23 protein-coding genes are annotated in these 18097 nt (G+C 52.8%); 18 read left to right on the top strand and 5 right to left on the bottom strand.

All coding sequences use genetic code 11. From position 1 onward, the window contains the following. The first annotated feature begins 126 nt into the window (after positions 1–126). The 15 genes from NH395_RS13080 (at position 127) to NH395_RS13010 (ending at position 9696) form a co-directional block, all read left to right on the top strand. Positions 127–1293: an AAA family ATPase gene (locus NH395_RS13080; RefSeq protein WP_253025449.1), complete on the top strand. Its 1167-nt coding sequence runs from the start codon at positions 127–129 to the stop codon at positions 1291–1293. A 95-nt stretch (positions 1294–1388) separates the two neighbouring features. Further along, a complete protein-coding gene (locus NH395_RS13075) occupies positions 1389–1865 on the top strand; it encodes a hypothetical protein (RefSeq protein ID WP_253025447.1) in 477 nt (158 codons plus the stop codon). A gap of 26 nt (positions 1866–1891) precedes the next feature. Then, entirely contained in the window at positions 1892–2695 is an 804-nt protein-coding gene (locus tag NH395_RS13070) for a DUF2971 domain-containing protein (RefSeq protein WP_253025435.1), read from the top strand. Positions 2696–2767: 72 nt separating this feature from the next. After that, on the top strand, positions 2768–3766 hold the full coding sequence (locus tag NH395_RS13065) for a hypothetical protein (RefSeq protein WP_253025433.1): 999 nt from the start codon (positions 2768–2770) through the stop codon (positions 3764–3766). A gap of 75 nt (positions 3767–3841) precedes the next feature. Continuing rightward, a complete protein-coding gene (locus NH395_RS13060) occupies positions 3842–4342 on the top strand; it encodes a hypothetical protein (protein ID WP_253025431.1) in 501 nt (166 codons plus the stop codon). Positions 4343–4445: 103 nt separating this feature from the next. Next, a complete protein-coding gene (locus tag NH395_RS13055; RefSeq protein WP_253025429.1) occupies positions 4446–4976 on the top strand; it encodes a hypothetical protein in 531 nt (176 codons plus the stop codon). Between the two features lie 124 nt (positions 4977–5100). Continuing rightward, entirely contained in the window at positions 5101–5868 is a 768-nt protein-coding gene (locus tag NH395_RS13050) for a VRR-NUC domain-containing protein (RefSeq protein ID WP_253025427.1), read from the top strand. A 159-nt stretch (positions 5869–6027) separates the two neighbouring features. Further along, positions 6028–6300, top strand: coding sequence for a ribbon-helix-helix protein, CopG family (locus tag NH395_RS13045; protein WP_253025425.1), 273 nt, complete (start codon positions 6028–6030; stop codon positions 6298–6300). Then, positions 6297–6578: a type II toxin-antitoxin system RelE/ParE family toxin gene (locus tag NH395_RS13040; protein ID WP_253025423.1), complete on the top strand. Its 282-nt coding sequence runs from the start codon at positions 6297–6299 to the stop codon at positions 6576–6578. Before NH395_RS13045 ends, NH395_RS13040 begins: the two co-directional genes overlap by 4 nt. Then, positions 6568–6867: a hypothetical protein gene (locus tag NH395_RS13035; protein WP_253025421.1), complete on the top strand. Its 300-nt coding sequence runs from the start codon at positions 6568–6570 to the stop codon at positions 6865–6867. Before NH395_RS13040 ends, NH395_RS13035 begins: the two co-directional genes overlap by 11 nt. Continuing rightward, the gene (locus NH395_RS13030) at positions 6857–7264 is read left to right on the top strand and encodes a hypothetical protein (protein ID WP_253025419.1); all 408 of its coding nucleotides are present in this window, start codon (positions 6857–6859) and stop codon (positions 7262–7264) included. Before NH395_RS13035 ends, NH395_RS13030 begins: the two co-directional genes overlap by 11 nt. 107 nt (positions 7265–7371) lie before the next feature. Next, entirely contained in the window at positions 7372–7650 is a 279-nt protein-coding gene (locus NH395_RS13025; RefSeq protein WP_253025417.1) for a type II toxin-antitoxin system RelE/ParE family toxin, read from the top strand. Then, the gene (locus NH395_RS13020; RefSeq protein WP_066321251.1) at positions 7650–7943 is read left to right on the top strand and encodes a HigA family addiction module antitoxin; all 294 of its coding nucleotides are present in this window, start codon (positions 7650–7652) and stop codon (positions 7941–7943) included. The genes NH395_RS13025 and NH395_RS13020 overlap by 1 nt, the downstream gene beginning before the upstream one ends. A gap of 41 nt (positions 7944–7984) precedes the next feature. Next, a complete protein-coding gene (locus NH395_RS13015; protein WP_253025415.1) occupies positions 7985–8947 on the top strand; it encodes a ribonuclease Z in 963 nt (320 codons plus the stop codon). Between the two features lie 95 nt (positions 8948–9042). Further along, positions 9043–9696 (top strand): DsbA family oxidoreductase, encoded by a 654-nt coding sequence (locus NH395_RS13010; protein ID WP_253025413.1) that lies wholly within the window; start codon positions 9043–9045, stop codon positions 9694–9696. Between the two features lie 99 nt (positions 9697–9795). Here the strand turns inward: NH395_RS13010 and NH395_RS13005 are convergent, their stop codons facing one another. Further along, positions 9796–10989: a homoserine O-acetyltransferase gene (locus tag NH395_RS13005; protein WP_253025411.1), complete on the bottom strand. Its 1194-nt coding sequence runs from the start codon at positions 10987–10989 to the stop codon at positions 9796–9798. 493 nt (positions 10990–11482) lie between these two features. On the opposite strand from NH395_RS13005, the gene NH395_RS13000 reads away from it, so the two are divergent. Continuing rightward, complete coding sequence (locus NH395_RS13000; protein ID WP_253025409.1) at positions 11483–12070, top strand: hypothetical protein; 588 nt, start codon at positions 11483–11485, stop codon at positions 12068–12070. Positions 12071–12290: 220 nt separating this feature from the next. Here NH395_RS13000 and NH395_RS12995 read toward each other — a convergent pair whose 3' ends face one another. Next, on the bottom strand, positions 12291–13535 hold the full coding sequence (locus tag NH395_RS12995) for a PD-(D/E)XK nuclease family protein (RefSeq protein WP_253025407.1): 1245 nt from the start codon (positions 13533–13535) through the stop codon (positions 12291–12293). Positions 13536–13650: 115 nt separating this feature from the next. Continuing rightward, entirely contained in the window at positions 13651–14223 is a 573-nt protein-coding gene (locus NH395_RS12990; RefSeq protein WP_253025406.1) for an ABATE domain-containing protein, read from the bottom strand. A 92-nt stretch (positions 14224–14315) separates the two neighbouring features. On the opposite strand from NH395_RS12990, the gene NH395_RS12985 reads away from it, so the two are divergent. Further along, a complete protein-coding gene (locus tag NH395_RS12985; protein WP_253025405.1) occupies positions 14316–15209 on the top strand; it encodes an alpha/beta hydrolase in 894 nt (297 codons plus the stop codon). A gap of 116 nt (positions 15210–15325) precedes the next feature. On the opposite strand, the gene NH395_RS12980 is transcribed toward NH395_RS12985, so the two are convergent. After that, complete coding sequence (locus tag NH395_RS12980; RefSeq protein ID WP_253025404.1) at positions 15326–16519, bottom strand: UbiH/UbiF/VisC/COQ6 family ubiquinone biosynthesis hydroxylase; 1194 nt, start codon at positions 16517–16519, stop codon at positions 15326–15328. Positions 16520–16633: 114 nt separating this feature from the next. Here NH395_RS12980 and NH395_RS12975 point away from each other — a divergent pair, with 114 nt between their 5' ends. Then, positions 16634–17473: an NAD-dependent protein deacetylase gene (locus NH395_RS12975; protein ID WP_253025403.1), complete on the top strand. Its 840-nt coding sequence runs from the start codon at positions 16634–16636 to the stop codon at positions 17471–17473. On the opposite strand, the gene NH395_RS12970 is transcribed toward NH395_RS12975, so the two are convergent. After that, positions 17470–18081, bottom strand: a complete 612-nt coding sequence (locus tag NH395_RS12970) for a DNA-3-methyladenine glycosylase (protein ID WP_253025402.1) — start codon at positions 18079–18081, stop codon at positions 17470–17472. The genes NH395_RS12975 and NH395_RS12970 overlap by 4 nt on opposite strands. Positions 18082–18097: the final 16 nt, after the last annotated feature.

Below are 18097 nucleotides of genomic sequence, written 5' to 3'. Positions count from 1 at the left end.
CGCCTAAAAGGCGGGAAACGGGCAAAAAACACACACATAACGGGAGAAGCGTGTCTGAATCTTTGATTTTTTGTCGACTCAAACCGCGATTGGCGATAATCGGCAGTTATTCAGACCTTCCCTAGCATGCTAAAGGAAAAAATATTAGAAATTAGATCAGACCCTGAGCAAGAAAAATCCGATTATGAATTGATACTAGATAGAATTCGGCAGCTTCAGACAAAAGTCGTCCAGGCGACCGAGGACGAAGTCAAAGTGATCGAAAGTGAAGTATCCGAGTATTTGAGCAAGTTATTTCCTAAACACCAAATAAAATTCGATGCAAAGCCAGAAGCTGATCTTGAAGGAGCATATCAGCCCTTCAAAGGTAATGCGGATCTTCTTATGGGGCCAGAAGACGGTTATTTTAGTACTATTGAGCACCAAGGGAGTGGTGCAAGGAGAACTTTGTTATGGGCAACATTAAAATACTTATCTGAATCTCAGGATAAAAAGGGTTCTCGACCACATGTGCTATTGCTGGATGAGCCTGAAATATGCCTGCACCCTTCCGCCATTCGGGAGGCTAGGTCGGTCCTTTATGATCTACCAGAGAGCGGTAATTGGCAGGTTATGATCACATCGCACTCTCCAATATTTATAGATTTGTCGAAAGATAATACGACCATAATCAGAGTGTTTCGAGACGAAGACAGTGAGGTTAAGAGTACAACATTATATCGTCCTGAAAGAGCCAAGCTGGACGAAGATGATAAAAGAAATTTGAAGTTGATGAATGTCTGCGATCCTTATGTCCATGAGTTTTTCTTTGGCGGAAGACAAGTCATTGTTGAAGGGGACACTGAATATACAGCTTTCTCGATGTTAAAAGAGTTCTACCCAGAGGAATATGGTGATGTTCAGATCATCAGGGCAAGGGGGAAAGGAATTATTCCGTCAGTAGCCAAAGTGCTTAAACAATTCTCTAAGTCGTTTTGCATTCTTCACGATACCGATGAGGAGCTTACGGCTAATGGGAAGAAAAATCCCGCCTGGGGCATGAATAATACTATCGCAGACTTACAGGAAGAGGACGGAAGTGTAAATCTCGTTGCTTGCAAGACCTGTTTCGAAACGGCTCTTTTCGGGGAAGAAGTAAAAAACGAGAAGCCATATAATGCGCTAGTGCGGATTAGAGAGGATGACAATGTTCGCGCAAAAGTAAAAGCTTTGCTCGATTACCTGATTGGTGTGGAGGGATCGGTTCTACCAGAGAACTGCATACACTGGGTGGCCGTTGAGGAGCTGGCTTAACAATCGGCTGCACGGCGACCAATTTTCCGCCGCTCTGTGGCTCCAAGCCGGCGCGTGAGCCGGGCGTTATGTAGAATAGGGGGGGGGGCGCGATCATGTCATTCAAGAAGATCATTGATAATCATGAAAGAGATAAGGAGATTGAGCGAGATGAGCAGGAACGCAAGGTTGCTGCGTGTAAAGAGGCGGATGCGAAGTTTCTCTCGGACTTTGATGAAGCAGTAGAGGGGGTTGCAAAGCCGATCTTTGGAAGGTTCGTTAAGGACGTGCAGGAAGCGGGTTACAGTGCAGAGATGAAAGAAGGAGTCGACGGACGGGGCAATCCGTACCTGGAAGTTCGCTTCTTGCCGGAGACGGTTGCGAAACCGAACCCTTCCGACTATGCAGTATTCGTCTTAAAGGGTGATGCGTCAGCTGAAAAGGTAGAGCACAACGCGTACTATGATCAGCGAAGAGGCGGCGATAGTGGAGTTGAAAGGAAGTCATTCGGGCTACCTTCAATTAGGCCTGAGACGGTAGAAAGGCATTTGGAAAGCTTTCTCAAGAAGGCGCTTGAAAGTCGAAATGCATAACGTTATGTCTATTAGGAGAGCAGAGTTTGAATCTCCCAGAAAAGCTCTATAAATACGAGGCTTTCACCGTACAGTCCCTTCTCAACCTCAAGAACCAGGTCGTATATTTTGCGCCACCCTCTGGCTTTAACGACCCATATGATTGCGCTCTGAGGGCTGATGTCGAGGAGATAAGGCCAGACGAGATCGAGAAGTTTAGGTCGATCTATCTAGCCAAGTATTGGCCTGATCATGTGAAGGAAGCATTAGAGTCAAAGGCTCCAGATGAGCTGAGGCCTATGCTTATGAGGGTGGCTAGAGCGGCTTGTGAAGATGTCATCGAAAGATTCATTGAGAGCAGGGGTGTTTCCTGTTTTTCTGAGGTAAACGACGAACTGCTCATGTGGGCCCATTATTCGGACAAATACCAGGGGGTCTATTTAGAGTTTGACACAAGCACTGAGCTTTTTAAAAAAGCAAAAAAAGTGCAATACGTAGACGAGATGCCCAAGCTGAACGCGTTGAGTGTTTTCACGGATGGAAAACGAGGTGAAGTCCTTGATCTTTTTTGCACAAAATCTACTGCTTGGAAATATGAGCGTGAATGGCGGGTTTTGCATAGTGAGGCTGGCACTGCATACACATATCCTGCGGAAATTCTAACCGGTATTTATTTCGGCCCGAATATAAGTAGAGATGTTTTGGAGGTTATATGCTTGGTGCTGAAGGGGCAAAACCCAAGCGTGAGGTTTTGGCAAGGGGAAATAAGCCCTTCTACGTTCAAAGTAGAGTTCAAAGAGTTCACTTATATCTCGCACCTAGAAGCCCAGAATACCGACATGCCGACATAACAATTCGCGTAAGGCGGACGTCCCTGACGGGTTGCCGCTTCGCTCCGCGTTAGATTTCCGCAGGAATGTTGAATGAAGCATTGGACTGAGCCCAATGGGATATTCCTGATTCAAATTCCAACAGAGTGGCAATACCTCAACCCTGTTGTGGAAGGCGAAGAAGAAAAGTCCCCATACAACTTTCAGCCCTATGAAAACGCCAACGGGTGTTTTCAGATTAGCCGTTATCCACTAGGGGAAATAGCACCTAGACTTGCAGATGAGTATCCGAATGGTGTGCCAGAGCTTATATGGCGACCTTCCAGGATGGATGATTCAGATTTCTGTGTTCACATGTTCTATGGGATTTCAGCAGATCAGGCTTTAATCGGTAAATATATCCATGATGCAAGCCTTGATAGCGATGAAAAAATAAATGAAGAACTCCGCTTAGTTGATAAAATTTTAAAATCTGTGGTTATTGTCCCTTCTGAAGATCGAAAGCTCGCCTCTGATATGGAAAAGTTTGATCGATTCCAAGGGGCTTTGGCTGCATCGTACGACCTTCTGGATAACGCGATAGAATCAGGTTCATTTGTGGAAGTGGTTGCCGTTTCTGCAAATCAGATTGATGCCTTTCTAAGGTTGAGTATAGTTATCACCATCCAACTGAAGAACCAGACGGACGAGGTCCCAATAAAATATCTTTTCCAGGCAGAAGCTGAACGAGGCTTGATGGAGCGAAAAATATATGATGATGCTCTTAAATATAATGTCATTAAATACAATGACCACAAAGAGTTGAATTCATTGTATAAGTTAAGGAATCGCGTGATACAAAGATATATCATATCTAACATAAAGACCCGCGACTTACCTAGCATTGCACTCAGATATATTGATGCGTGTGATAAAGTGCGCTTGATACTACGAGATCTTGAGAATAAACAAAAGGATTGTCAGTATGGCGTTTACGGAAAGAAATTCATGAAATTTTCCAAGCCTGATGATGCGGCAATAAAAAGGTTATTTGCTGATGTGAATGATAAGCACCTTATCCGTAAATTCGCGAGGAAGGTCACGAATGATTGAATCTAACAAATGCAGGCAAGGGACGCTCCTGACGTCGCGCCCATGCTGCTGGCGTTATAACCGAATGGAGCTCTCGTGCTAGAAATACCTGCTTGGTTTATCTCTTTTTGTACAGCCCTTTTAGCTGCCTTTCTAGGGTCTATGCTCGCGATTTGGAAGTTTAAAAAGGAAAAGGTGTGGCAAGAGAAGTATCAGGCCTACCAGGACATCCTATCCGCTCTGGAAGCTATGGTTCTGTGGGCAAATGAAACCTACTGCAGACAAAAGATGATTCCAACGAAGGGGACCCAGGCTATAGAAGGAGGAAACTGGCCGAGTTTTTCGGAAGCTCGTAGGGTCATAGCTAAAACAACCTGTATCGGTAGTTTACTTTTGCCGGAGAAGGTAATTGAGGAATTAGTGGCTTTAGAAGGTGATCTTTGGAATGAAAATTTTAGAGCGGACGAGGAGCGCTTCTATTACCCAAATACTTTTGAAGAGTCAGAAGCCATTGCTGAGCATGCAGAGAATGTCGAGAAACTAGTGAAACCGAGGCTAAAGGCAGTAATCGGGTATGCTAAGAAAGATCTCAGCTAGTTATAACAAGGCGTACCAGTTCGCCGCCGCAAGCGGCGGCAGGACACTCGCAAGCTCGCGCCTCTGTACGCAACGTTAGGCAGTAAAAAGTATGGACACATGGGTGCAAATTCTTGAAGTGGTGATTTGGCCGGTCACGATTATTTTCGTGGTAGCTCTGATGCGTGCGCCCTTGTCAAAACTGGTGCCGACACTTAAAAGGCTGAAGTTCAAAGACCTGGAATTAGAATTCGAGCGAGAAGCGAGCAAGATCCTCGCGGAAGTAGAGCGTGATCTGCCGGAACCGGAACGTACGCCGGATGTTGTAGCAGAGCCGGGCCCCGAAATTAGATTCAAGCGCGTTGCGCCGGAACCTACAGATCTCGTTTTACGAACTTGGGGCGAACTGGAGGCCGTCATCCGAAATCTGGTCGGCCATAATTCCTACGAGAAAATTAGTGTAGGGTCGTTGGTGAAGAAGCTTGCCGATTCCGGCAAAGCCAATGAAGAAACTATCCGGGTCATTTTAGATCTCGCGGCACTAAGAAACCGTGTTGCGCATGCTGAATCGGAAGTAATTTCCAACGAAATGGCCTCTGCGTATGCCAGCTCGGTCCGCAGGGTCGCAGCAGTACTCGGTGGCATAGATGCCTAACCAAGTGTTCCAGTTCGTTCCGGGCCGGACGGCCCTATACCGGACAGCCTTGTCGCCGCTTCGCTCTGCCAAGGCTGCCGCTGAACAACGGCGTTAGATGCCCATGAGAAGGATAAGTGCCGAAATGAAGGCCGCGCTCAGGGAAACACTGTGTGGCGACTCCAGAGGCGTAAAGAAAGGTACGTTAAACACCCTCGTGCTACGTGGCCTAATAGAGAAGAATGGCAAGCTCACTACTGAGGGCTGGAGGAGTGCGGTTGAGAGCCTGAGACTTCCCGAGCAGTGTGCCCATCTCGGGCTTCCATTTGAGCAGATCGACGGGATTCAATTCGGCAAAGAGCCGGAACGAATTGCTTGGAAGCATTATATTCAGCAGGGATACGAAGGGGCGTATTGTGAAGGAGGACCCATTCTCCTCATTATTCGCGCGGCAGCATTAGACGTACTCGCGGAGCTCAATCCGTTCGGCTCCCGGGAAGACGCTTGCAATAGATTCACAGAAGCCCAGCTTAAGATTCATGAAAACTATATTCCCGCGATTGCTTCCGCGGTGGAGAAGGCTGACCTGAGTTCTGTAGTTCGAGGCTTTCGGGAAATCTATCGCTCGTTGATGGTCAAGGAAGCCTATCCTGGGCTAACTGAGAACGCGATATCAGCAATTTTCTCTACCTTGGGTAGCAGCGCCCTTCGTGCGATCACAGAGGCAATAGCGGAAGATCCATATCAATATCGTGCCGGCTGGCCAGATTTGACGCTCACCAAGGATGGCAAGATGTTGTGGGTAGAGGTAAAAACAACGGACAAACTCCACATGAGCCAAATCATCACCATGAGCAAGATGAAGCCGCTGCTCCCTGGCAGGCTAATGGTTGCGCAGCTCACTAAGGCATAAAACACGGTGGCTGGGCATCTAACAAGTTGCAGCAGTGCGCGGCCGATGGCCGCTGGACGTCCCTGACGGGCCGCCGCTGTGCTCAACGTTAAACTTTTTGCCGCTCCCTCGTAGGCTATGATGTAATACGTTGTAGTCGTCAAATTCGAGGATATAGCCATGAGTGTCACCACAGTTCGCCTTCAAGCTGACGTTGAGCAGCATCTGGAGGCCATCGCCAGCAGGTTGCACAGGAGCAAAGGCTGGGTGATTAACCAGGCGCTTGCGGAATACATAGAAAAGCAGCAGCTTGAGCAAGAGCGTTGGAATCAAACATTAGAGGCAATGGAGTCTGCTGCCCAGGGCAAGGTTGTTGATGCCAGCGAGGTTCACAGCTGGCTCAAGAGCTGGGGGACCGAAAACGAACAGGACGCGCCGGGGTCAGGTAAGTGAAACTGGTTTACACGGACGAAGCCATTGATGATTTGATACGTCTCCGGGAGTTTATTGCGGTGCATAACCCGACGGAGGCAGCCAGGATAGCTTCAGACCTGGTTGGTAAAATCGAATTACTTCCAGACTTCCCCAACATGGGCACGCCTGTTGAAATGGCACCGGTGCCTGACTCTATTCGAGATATGGTTTTCGGAAAATACGTCGTTCGATATTCGCTTCATACCAGTGCCATCATTATTCTCCGGGTATGGCATGGCCTTGAGGGTGAGCGATAGCAATTTAACCCAACGCGGCACTTGGACGCCCTTGTCTCCGCTTCGCTGCCCCAAGGCCACCGGTGCGCTCTGCGTTAGCGCCTCAGGTGCGACGGTTGGCGTTCACATCATCCGCAAGCCAAGCCTTGATCAGCGATTGGTAGGGCACCCGCTTGTTAGCTTCGATTTTGATCCGATCAAGCAGGGTTTCCGGCGACGCCCTTTACATTACGCCCTCGGCTCCATTTCATGGGCGCGCATGCTGCAGGCATTGGGTGGTCGTCTAATAGGAGAATTGGATGTCTATTGATCCGATTGCAGTATGGGCGAATATGAAGTTGAAAATCTGGCCTGAACGGTACTGGATGTTAGAGCTAGGAGATGTATCCGCCTCTGATGCTGCTAGCGTGTTTGTCGAATGTGATGGCCGCTATAGCTGTTTGATTCGCGACCAAGCGGGTGTGTCGGCGATTGTCGAGGAAATAGCATTTGAACGCTTAAAATCCGAAGTCCCTGTCAGGGGTTACTTCGGTCCGTTCCGTGTCGTTTCAACGGATGGAGACCTTCCATTCGACGTCATCGGATTCCTTCGTCCTGTTTTAGAATTGCTAAATAATGAAGGGATCAAGGCAGGCCCTAATGCGGTGCAGTGTTTGATCACCTATTCATTTACGAACGGGATGTTGAGCGTGCAAACGCTCTGCTAGAGAATTTTATTAGTAAGGCCCGGGATCAATGACCCTGCCCCTCTACCATGGTTATAAAATAATCAACTTTGTTGGTGCGTGATGCGCAACGCGCTATAATGATCCTCATGATCAAATCATTCCGCCACAAAGGACTGAAGCGGTTCTACTCCACCGGTAGCACGGCGGGCATACAGCCTGACCATGCCGATAAGCTGCGTATGCAGCTAGCTGCTCTGGATACCGCCTCGTCGGTGGAAGACATGGACATTCCCGGTTTTCGGCTTCATCCCTTGAAAGGTAAAGACAAAGGACGGTGGTCGATTCGGGTTAACGGAAATTGGCGCATGACGTTCGAGTTTCGGGACGGCAACGCTTACATTCTTGATTATGAGGATTATCACTAATGACGATGCATAACCCGCCGCATCCTGGTGAATTCATTCGGGAGGTATACCTGGAACCTTTTGGTATCAGTTCTCGTCAGTTGGCTTCCAGTTTAGGCGTCTCGCCCTCTACGCTGTCACGATTGCTCAAAGGGAATAGCGGTATCAGCCCTGAAATGTCTTTACGTCTGTCGAAGGTTCTCGGGCGCACCCCAGAAAGCTGGCTTGCAATGCAGGATATGTATGACCTATGGATGGCTCGTGGCACGCTTAATTTGGACGATCTTCACCCTTTGGATTTTGAAGCCGCTTAACGAAAGCTACTCCTGAGTTCTAGAGAGATCACCAACAAACCATGAACTTACTCTTCCTCGGCACCTCCGCCGGTGTGCCCACCAAAAACAGAAACGTCGCCGGGGTCGCGTTGCGCGAGAGCAAGGGGAAGGGCTGGTATCTGGTCGATTGTGGTGAGGGCATCCAGCATCAGGTGTTGCACACGAAGCTCTCGCTGAATGCATTGAAAACCATCCTGATTACCCACGTGCACGGCGACCACTGCTATGGGCTGCCGGGCCTACTGGCGAGTGCGGCCATGAACGGCCGGACGGAGCCGCTGACCATTGTGGCGCCCGCAGGCATCAAGGCATGGCTGGACGCCACCTTTGAGGCCACCCAGCTATCGTTACCCTTCGCCTTGGAATTTGTCTATTCTGATGATCTGCCAAGCGTTGAGTTTGAGAACATCGCGGTTGCTACCCACAGGCTTTCACATCGGGCGCCGTCCTATGCCTATGAGTTGACGGAGCGAAAGGTGGACGCTGCACTGGACGTCGATAAGCTAGAGCAAAAGGGGATTCCCAGAGGGCCTTTGTGGGGGCAGTTGAAGCAAGGGATGGATATTGAATTTGCGGGCGAGCGATTAAAAGGCCGTGACTTCCTGATCTCCAAACACAAACCAAGAAAGGTGGTGATCGCCGGGGACAATGACCAGCCCGACTTGTTGTCGGAAGCATGCGCCGAGGCGCAGGTACTGGTGCATGAAGCGACTTACACTGAAGCCATGGCCGAAAAGGCCGGTGACTTTGGGCATAGCTATGCCAAGCAGGTCGCCACGTTTGCCGAGTCGATACAGCTCCCCAACCTGGTGCTGACGCATTTCAGCCCCCGCTACCAGCTCAACCCCCATGCGTCGCCGTCCATTGAGGACATCCGCAAAGAAGCTCAAAGCGTCTATTCTGGTTCGCTTTACTTGGCTAGGGATTTTAGTGAATACACCCTGGATAAAGCGGGTCACTTTGCTGATATAGAGGGCGAGTAGCGTTCTGCGCTGGTTGCGTTTATGCGTTTCATGGTACAAGCCAGGGCTTGGCGTTGTTTGCGCCCTGATGATCGAACCCAGCAAGGAGAGCCCTTATGCAAAAGGTGAGAATCGACCTGGTCTCTGATGTCGCCTGCCCTTGGTGCGCGATCGGCTACCGGCGCTTGGAGCAAGCGTTGGAAATACTAGATGGCGAGATCGACGTTGAACTCCACTGGCAGCCCTTCGAGCTCAACCCGGACATGCCGCCCGAGGGCGAGCCGATTCTGGAACACTTATGCCGCAAGTACGGCAAGGATGCTGCCAGCATGGCGCAATCCCAGCGCGAGATTATGGCAGTGGCCGAAGAGCTTGGGCTGAATTTTCGTGGCGCCCAGGAGCGTCGGGCGAACAATACGTTTGATGCCCACCGTGTGCTTGCGTGGGCCGCAACGCAGAACCTGGAGACGCCCCTGCAGTTGGCGCTGTTCGATGCCTACTTCGGTGAGGCGAAAAACCCTTCAGATCCCACTGTTCTGCGGGAGAAGGCTATCGAGGTTGGGCTTGACGGGGACGTAGCCGAGGCCATCGCCCGTTCCGATCAGTACGCGGACGAAGTTCGTGCGGCAGAACAGCGATTCATGGAAGCAGGCGTGAGTGCGGTCCCAGGATTCATTCTCGAAGGGCGCTACCTGATTTCGGGTGCCCAGCCCGCCGACGTGCTTGTCGATGCGCTTCGTCAGGTGGCCGAGGAAAACGCTAGCCGCTAATGTTTCGGTGGCTCCGGCCTGAGTTGCGCTCAATCAGGCTGGTTCATATCGCAACGTCTTAAGCGCAGGCTTCAAGACGCAAAGCCAGCGCTCAATCAATTACTCCAAAAACGCCCGCAGCGTATCGCTGGCCTGGTCGATGAAGAGTACACCGTTCAGGTGGCCGCGGTTGCCTTCCAGGGTTTCAAGCGTCACTTCTGTGCCGTCTGCTTCAATCAGCTCGGCGGTGTGGCGCACGCCTTCTGGGGCGAAGACGAGGTCACTCTCGCTGTAAAGCATCAACGTGGGCGCATCGATGGCGGCAAGCCCTTCCTCTAACGAGTCGCCGTGGCCGGTCATAAAGGCCTGGTTGGCCTGCACCAGATACAGCAGATGGTTGGCATCGGAGGTTTCGGCGCGTGCGGCGGCGATTTCATCCAGCGTTTGCTCTATCGCATAGCGGGCATTGATATCTCGAGCCGGGTCGCGGTCTTCGTCAGCCCAGTCGCGGTTAAAGGTGTCGTTGGCCCACTCCCAGTGGTTGGCATTGAGCGTGACCAGCTTGAGCGCTTCTTTAAGCCCTTCGATGGGCGGCTCGCCGTCGTAGTAGTCGCCTTTGTTCCAGTTGGCATCCAGGCGAATCGGTGCGCCCCAGGCGCTCAGGGTTGCCAGCAACCAGGGGTCGGCCACCCCGCCGCCGATCACGGGAATCAGGCGCTCGACCCGGTCAGGGTAGGCGCTGGCCCACTCAAAGGCCTGTAGCGCACCCATCGAGGCACCCATTACCGCATGCAGCGATTCAATGCCCTGACTTTCCAACAGCTCGCGCTGTACCTCGACAAAGTCACGAATGGTCACCACCGGGAAGTCCATGCCCCAGGGTTCGCCGGTATCCGGGTTGATCGAGGCAGGCCCGGTGGTGGTGACATTCGGGTCGTGGGCGTTGAGGTTGACCAGCGTATCCGAGGCAATGATGTAGTACTCATCGGTATCCAGCGGTTTGCCGGGGCCGATGATGGCGTCCCAGTAGCCGGTTGGTTCGCCCTCGGTCTCATAGCGGCCGGCGGCGTGGCTGGTGCCGGAGAAGAAATGGGTAATCAGAATGGCGTTATCGCGGGCCTCGTTTAATTCGCCGTAGGCCTCCCAACCCACGCTTACTTCGGGGATTATTTCTCCCCCTTGGGTGGTGAAGTTTTCTAGCTCGAAGGTCTGCTTTTCAACTAGGCCGTCCCAAGCCATTAGTGATGAAGAGGCAATTAGGCCGATGCTGATAAACGCTGACGTTAGCAGAGGATGCCGTTGAATAAGCGCCATAAGTTCTCCTGCGATAAGGGATCATTGTGATTGTTGTTGACCATTTGCAATGGCCTTCCTCACAGCCTAGCCATTTTTAACGCATTTTGAAGGGGTTAACCCTTAGGCTTTCTGTTGGGTTTAGTGGGCAGGGGGCGCTTGATGATGTGAAGGCTAAGTGTGAGGTACCGGATGATTAAATTATTCCGCCACAAACTACTGAATTGGTTCTATTCGGCTTGCAGCACAGATGACATACAGTTTTATTACGCGAGGAAGCGGCGTAAGCCGCTCGCAGGGTTGAACACTGCTATGTCAGTGGAAGACATGAGCATCCCTGTTTGTCGGCATCATCTGATAAGGGGTAAAGGTAAAGAGCGGTAGTCGATTAGTGTTAACGGAAATTGGCGCATGACTTTCGAGTTTCAGGGACGCAAATCCCAGGCGTTATGTGGGTAACTGCTTGGCCTTGGACATAAATTTAGGGCATGTGGCGTTGCACCGGGGAGAGGACATGAACAATTATAAAGCTAAAAAATTTATAAAACTCGGAACGGCCATCCGATATCTTAATGATGTTAAATATAAGATGGGGGCGAGCGGCACGCCTGAACCTCTCTGGAACGATCATGTGATCGACAACATACGCATTGTTCTAGATCTAACGAAAGAGCTCAAACTTTCGGGAACACTTGATGCCGGAGCCTTCGGCAAGCTCAGTAAAATGCACTCAATGCTTAAAGAAGCGAGTAAGTCCAGTCCGGACCTTACTATGCCGCAAGCCGAGGAGCTTCATGAACTTGCTCGACGGATCCGGGAGTCACTGCTTGCGGAAGGGAATAATCGAGTCGTCTACTATCTCGATGAGACAGAGGTCGCGGCTGTAACCTCACCTGGCTGGCCGAAGGAATTGACACTTGGTCTTGTCGGAAAAATGCCGTTGAGCATCGTGGCTTGGCTGCTCAGTCTGACTTTTGCTGCTTTCGGCCTTGGAGTCATAGCATCTGAGGCGGGGTGGTATGGGTGGGTAAAAGAGGCAATTAGCCCTCAAGCGCAGAATGGAGCAGAGCGTTCAGGTGACGCCTCATCGGATGGCGGGTAGCAAGCCGTAAAAAGTAGACTCCAATCCAGGTACTTGGCATAGCCCGCGCCAGCGCCTCTTAATCCAGTTCAGCCCGTTTGGTTGATCATCATGCGCTTGGCGAAAGGGAACCGTTAGGCTTGATATCGCCCAGCTGGTGCAGCGGTTATTGTAATGCATTGCCGGGCGAGGCGTCATTGGAGACGTTACAGCGGTGGTTGGTGGGTGCTTACTGTTAGGCTTAGTCGGTGATATGCGTTTCTGGCTGGAATGCGTGCTCATCTACCCATTTCGCTAAATCACCCAGCGCCTTCATAGCTCCTGTCTTAGTGTAATCTCGGGGCCAAGCACTCAAAGTCTGCCATCGCCCCGCAACTTCAGGCCAAGTGTCATTGCCATGGCCGTCTCTGTACCAAGCAAGGTCTGGGTGTTTGGTGATAGGAGTTACCTTCAGAAATGCTTGCTCGATTCTTTCCAACCAGGGGTCATTGCTTTCCTGACTTTCCAAATATGCCCGTACCTCAAAGCCGATGCTTTCATCGCCTTCTGATTCTGCCGACGGGTAATATATCAAGCACACCTGAGAGCCTTTCCCATTATTTTCACCCCAAGTGTGAGGGAAGAAGCGCCAAACTCTTGTCTGATCTCCCCAATCCTCCGGCTTTTTATTGGTGCTAATCTCGGTCGTGTCTATCTGCAATGCAGTAGCAATATGGCTTTTACCTTCCGTCATCAATTCATTGTCGAGTTGTTTCAGACGTTGGGATGCTTCGTATAAATCATTGAAATGCTTCAACGAAAAATCCAGTTCGTCTTTTGTCATTGTCTTTTCTTCCGTTGGATGGGCGAGAGAGGTGAGGTGCTGCAACAACTCTTGGTAGAAAATTTGCCATTTGGTCTGATTAGATGGGGCTACGTCTTGCCCGTACAGCTCATAGGCTGAGGCCAATACTTCCGAGTAAGATAGCGTCGGCCAGCCAGCGTTATTGGCGGGTGCCCAAACGCTTTTCTTAACGTCATTCGGGCATAAAACGCACTTGTAGACTTTAACCTCATAGCTGTTCAGCAAGTCGTCATAGGCATAAAACGGGTTATTCTCCGCTGAAGCCCATACTTTATGCTCGATACCCAATACAAAGTCGTTTCCCGAAACCACCAGGTCTAGGCGCTTGGTCGAAGCGCTTTCGACATTCCAGCTCCCTGCTTCCCGCTCGGTAGTGACTGCTTCCCAGTCGATGCGCTGTAGGGGCTCATGATCGAATCGCTCTTTACGAAAGAGTGCATGCAACACGGCCTTGGCCATCCAGCGAGGAGCCCCTGGGTAACCACCCATAAAGAAGGCCATCAAGTCAGATAAGCGATTCTCATGCTGGCCAGGTCCTGCAACGGAAAACAAATTGGGTGTGGCTGGTTCTGGTTTGGGCAGAAGTGCCAGTTTTTCAAAAAAACGCTCCAATGCTGCCAAATCAGTCGACTCTAAATGCATGAATTAATCCTAAATAATTTTAAACTGATTCAATGCATTAGCTTGCTGCATCATCATCCGCTTGTCGAGCTGAAGTCGCCGAGTCTCCCCGTACCGGGCATGATCGCAAAGCACGCTATCCGGTTTTCTTTCTAGCCCGGTGCGCAGCTGCTTTCATCCGGTTACCGCAAGTAGCCATGCTGCACCAGCGGCGGCGGTGGGACTTTGTTTGGTCGTGGAAGAGTAGAACGCAGTCCGAGGCTTCACACTGTTTGACGAGCTGCAGGTCTTCCTCGGTAAGCAACTGAACCAATGACGCCGCGACAGGCTGCAACAGGCTTTCGCTATCCATGTTGCGCTTATCGATTTTTTTCTGAAACACCGCCTCTGTTGGCTCCCATTCAATTTTCTCTACTGGGCAACCCTTTTCCAGAACGTGATTCACCACGGCGGGATCTGCGGCGCATCCCTGTTGGGCCGAGATGAGAAGGTCGCGCATGTTGTCGCGCAATTCCCGAGCCAGCTTGGTTATCCCCGCCGGTGGCGTTTCACAAAGGTCCGTCAAAACACCCGCCTGTTGAAGCCAGGCAATGACACTGCTGTCGTCATCCAGGCATTCCTGGCGTTCTTCCCCCACGCCAAATTGTGTGTTGATGAAGTCGAGAGCGAGATTGCTGGCGATGAACGGTGGCGCAATATTTGATGACATTTTGAGTAACCTCTAAATATATTCTTAAAAGGTTACTATAGTTATTTGTAACCTTCAAAAATGTTTATTAATGGTTACTAAGGAGGTCGTCGATGACATATGAAGCTACAAACTCAACCACGCGGCAGGTTCACTATCGTTTCGAGAAAGTGGGCGATGTCGATGTTTTCTATCGTGAAGCGGGGGATCCGGCGGCGGCGACGGTGCTTTTGCTGCACGGGTTCGCTGCTTCCTCGTACATGTGGCGCGATGTGATTGAGGCGCTTGCCGATGGCTATCACGTTGTCGCACCGGATTTGCCAGCCTTTGGTTTTACCCAGTCACCGGCGCGCGGTGAATACGAGTACACCTTTGCCAACCTGACGAAGACGATCAATCAATTTACCGAGCAATTGAACCTTGAGCGCTACGCCATTGCCGTTCATGACTATGGCGCGCCGGTTGGCTGGCGTTTGGCGGTGGCCCACCCGTCAAAGATCACCGCGATCATTTCGCAAAACGGCAATGCGTATGAGGAGGGGCTTTCACAAGGGTGGGCGCCCATCCGCAAGTATTGGAACGACCCTTCACAAGCGAATCGCGATGCGCTCAGCGACTTTCCGACCCCGGCGTCCATCAAATGGCAGTACGTGGAGGGGGTAAGTGATACAAGTGTCGTAGCACCGGATGCCTATACGTTGGAAGGGGCGCATATTTCTCAACCTGGGATGGCGGATATCCAGCTCGACTTATTGTTGGACTACGCTTCCAACGTAGCGAAGTACCCCGAGTTTCAGGCCTATTTTCGGGCGTATCAGCCGCCGTTGCTCGCCGTCTGGGGGAAGCATGATCCATTCTTCCTGCCGCCGGGGGCTGAAGCCTGGAAGCGCGATATCCATCAGGCGGACATTCGCTTTTACGACACGGGGCACTTTGCCCTGGAGACCCACGGCGATGTCATTATTCCGGTGATTCGTGAGTTTCTGGATAACCACCTGAAGGGATAGCGTGAAGGGATAGAGGGAAGCAACAGGTTAGCCTCTGTTCCAAGCTGGGCATCATCTACGAGGCCAAGCTCAACCGCTTGGCCTTCTTTGTGAAATGTCGTTGTGCTTATCAGCGCCTAGCGCCGTTTGAACGGATTCAGCCCGTTGGCCTGCTGCATCATCATGCGTTTGGCGAAGGGGATGCGCTCGGCGATATGCAGGCTGAGATCACCCAGTTGGCGCAGCGGCTTGGCGCCGGTAAACAGATGGTGGAAGCTGTCGGTGGCGGCAATCATCGCCTGGTTAGCCGCCCGGCGCTGGCACTCGAAGCGCAGTAGGTTGAGGTAGTCGCCTGGGTCGCGGCCTTGAATGATAATCTCGGCGAGCGTGTCGGCGTCGTGCAGGCCGATGTTCAGTCCCTGGCCTGCCAGTGGGTGAACCACGTGGGCGGCGTCGCCGATCAGCGCCAGGCGTTTGCCGATGTAGCGTTTGGCGTGCTGGCGTTTGATGGGGAAGCTGGCGCGCGCCACGATGCGGGTGAGCTTGCCCAGCCGCTCGGGGAAGGAGTCTTCGATGGCTGTCTTGAGCGCGTCATCGTCCAGCTTTTCCCGTGTCTTGGTGGCCTCGTCGCTGTCGTACCACACAAGTGATGCGCGCTGGCCGGGCAGTGGGAGCATGGCCAGGGGGCCGGTGGGGGTGAAGACCTGCCAGCTGACATCCTGCTGGGGCAGCTCGGTTTCCACGTTAATGATCATCGCCCGCTGGTGGTAGTCGTAATGGGTGACGCCAATGCTGGCTAATTCGCGCAGGGTGGAACGCGCACCGTCGGCACCGACGATCAGCGCGGCGGTTAGCGTCTTGCCGTTATCCAGCTCGAGCAGGCGCGCATCGCCCGTGGTCAGGGTGCTTACCGGGGCGCACTGGGTATAGCAGGTCACGCCGGGGAGGTCGGCCAATCGCTGCCAAAGGGCGTACTGGAGCGTGCGGTTTTCGACAAAGATGCCGAAGTCTTCCATACCGCTGTCGGCCGCAGAGAAAAGCGAGTGGCCGGTGCCATCCTGATTGGCCACGTCGATGTGCCGGAAGGGGCAGCAGCGTTCCTCGGGCAGGTGGGCACCGCTGGCATTGATAAACTTAAGCGAGCGCGCATTCAGCGATGAGATACGCAGGTCGTAGTCGCCCTCGGGCGCTGCGGGGGCATCGCCTTGTTCGATCAGCCCTACCGATTGGCCCGCATTGCCCAGCCGGGCCGCCAGTGCGGCGCCGACCATGCCGCCGCCAACAATAATGACATCATGATCCCGCATCGTCCGTTGATCAGACCCTTGCATAAGTGGCTCCTCGGATAAAAAGCTTGGCACAGAGTAGGCGTTGCCGTTGTCATACAGTATCGTCTAGCGAGAGCAAAATTGCCTAGGGGTGAACATTTGACGCAGGCAGTGGACATGACCAATAGCGTGACCCAGGCAGGTAAAGAACTGGCTGGCTTTATCGCGCGCTACCCAAAACTCTGGATTCTTACCGGCGCGGGCGTGAGCACCGACAGCGGGATTCCTGACTATCGCGATGCCGATGGCCAATGGAAGCGTTCACCGCCGGTTCAGCACGGCGATTTCATGGCCTCTCATGCGGTGCGCCAGCGCTACTGGGCGCGGGCGCTGGTCGGCTTCAAGGCGCTGAGCGGGGCCCAGGTGAGCGGTGCGCACAAGGCACTGGCCGCGCTGGAAGCCATGGGCTATGTGGAGATGCTGGTGACCCAGAACGTGGACCGCCTGCATCAGCGGGCGGGGTCCAAAAAGGTCATCGACCTGCACGGCCGGGCCGATACCGTCAGTTGCATGACCTGCGGCTACCATATGATGCGTCACGCCATGCACAGTGAGATGGCCCACCTCAACCCGCGTTTTGCCGCCCTGGATGCCGGTCATGCACCGGATGGCGACGCGGACCTGGAAACCGATTTTTCCGCCTTTAAAGTCTTCGACTGCCCGCGCTGCAGCGGGATTCTCAAACCGGACGTGGTGTATTATGGCGATGTGGTCCCGCCTGCTCGGCGGGTCGCCGCCCAGGCGGGGTTGCACAATGCGGAGGCGGTACTGGCCGTGGGGACGTCATTGATGGTCTATTCCGGCTACCGCTTCTGCCGCGAAGCGCATGGAATGGGCCTGCCCGTTGCCTCGCTATCCCTGGGCGTGACCCGCGCCGATGCCATGCTCACCCATCAGTGGCGCGCACCGTTAACGCCAGTGCTGGAGGAGGCGGTTCGTTGTCTGCGCGAGAATTAACGCGCCTTGGACACCCAAGGATTACCCTCCAACCATAGCCGCCAGGGGGCGTCGCGGTGCTCGGGGCTGGCGTAATCGATCCCCACGCGAGGCCCGGTCGCAATCGCGGCACTATGCGTGGCTCGGCTAATCCACAGCTTTCCAGTCTGGGTCATATCGTGGCCGTATAAGGCCTTATCAATACTAAGCGCACGGGTGAGCTTGCCCGGGCCATTGCTCAACTGCTTGCCCGGTGCCTGGCGGGTGGCCCGCATCGCCGCCTCGTTGACTGTAGGCTCCACGGCGCGAATTAACACCGCGCAGGGTGAATCTTCCGGCTCGGTGACCACGTTGAGCAGCCAGTGCATGCCATATACCAGATAAACGTAGGCGTGGCCCGCTGGCCCGAACATGGCTTCCGTGCGGGGCGAGCGGCGGCGGTGGGCGTGGCAGGCGGAATCCTCAGCACCGCAATACGCCTCTGTTTCCACAATCCTAGCGGCCAGTTGCTCCCCGTTGTCTTCACGCACCAGCCAGCAGCCGAGCATGTCTCGGGCGACCGTCAGGGTATCGCGGTTATAAAAATCCTGGGGCAGGGGCGTTAGCGTAGATTTATGGCTAGTCGGCATGGTTGGGAAGCTTTGT

This window comes from Halomonas sp. Mc5H-6, assembly GCF_024124705.1.
In the GTDB taxonomy this organism is placed as follows: Bacteria; Pseudomonadota; Gammaproteobacteria; order Pseudomonadales; family Halomonadaceae; genus Vreelandella; species Vreelandella subterranea.
Note: the sequence above shows the minus strand (reverse complement) of the source record. Positions and strands in the feature narration are given on the sequence as shown.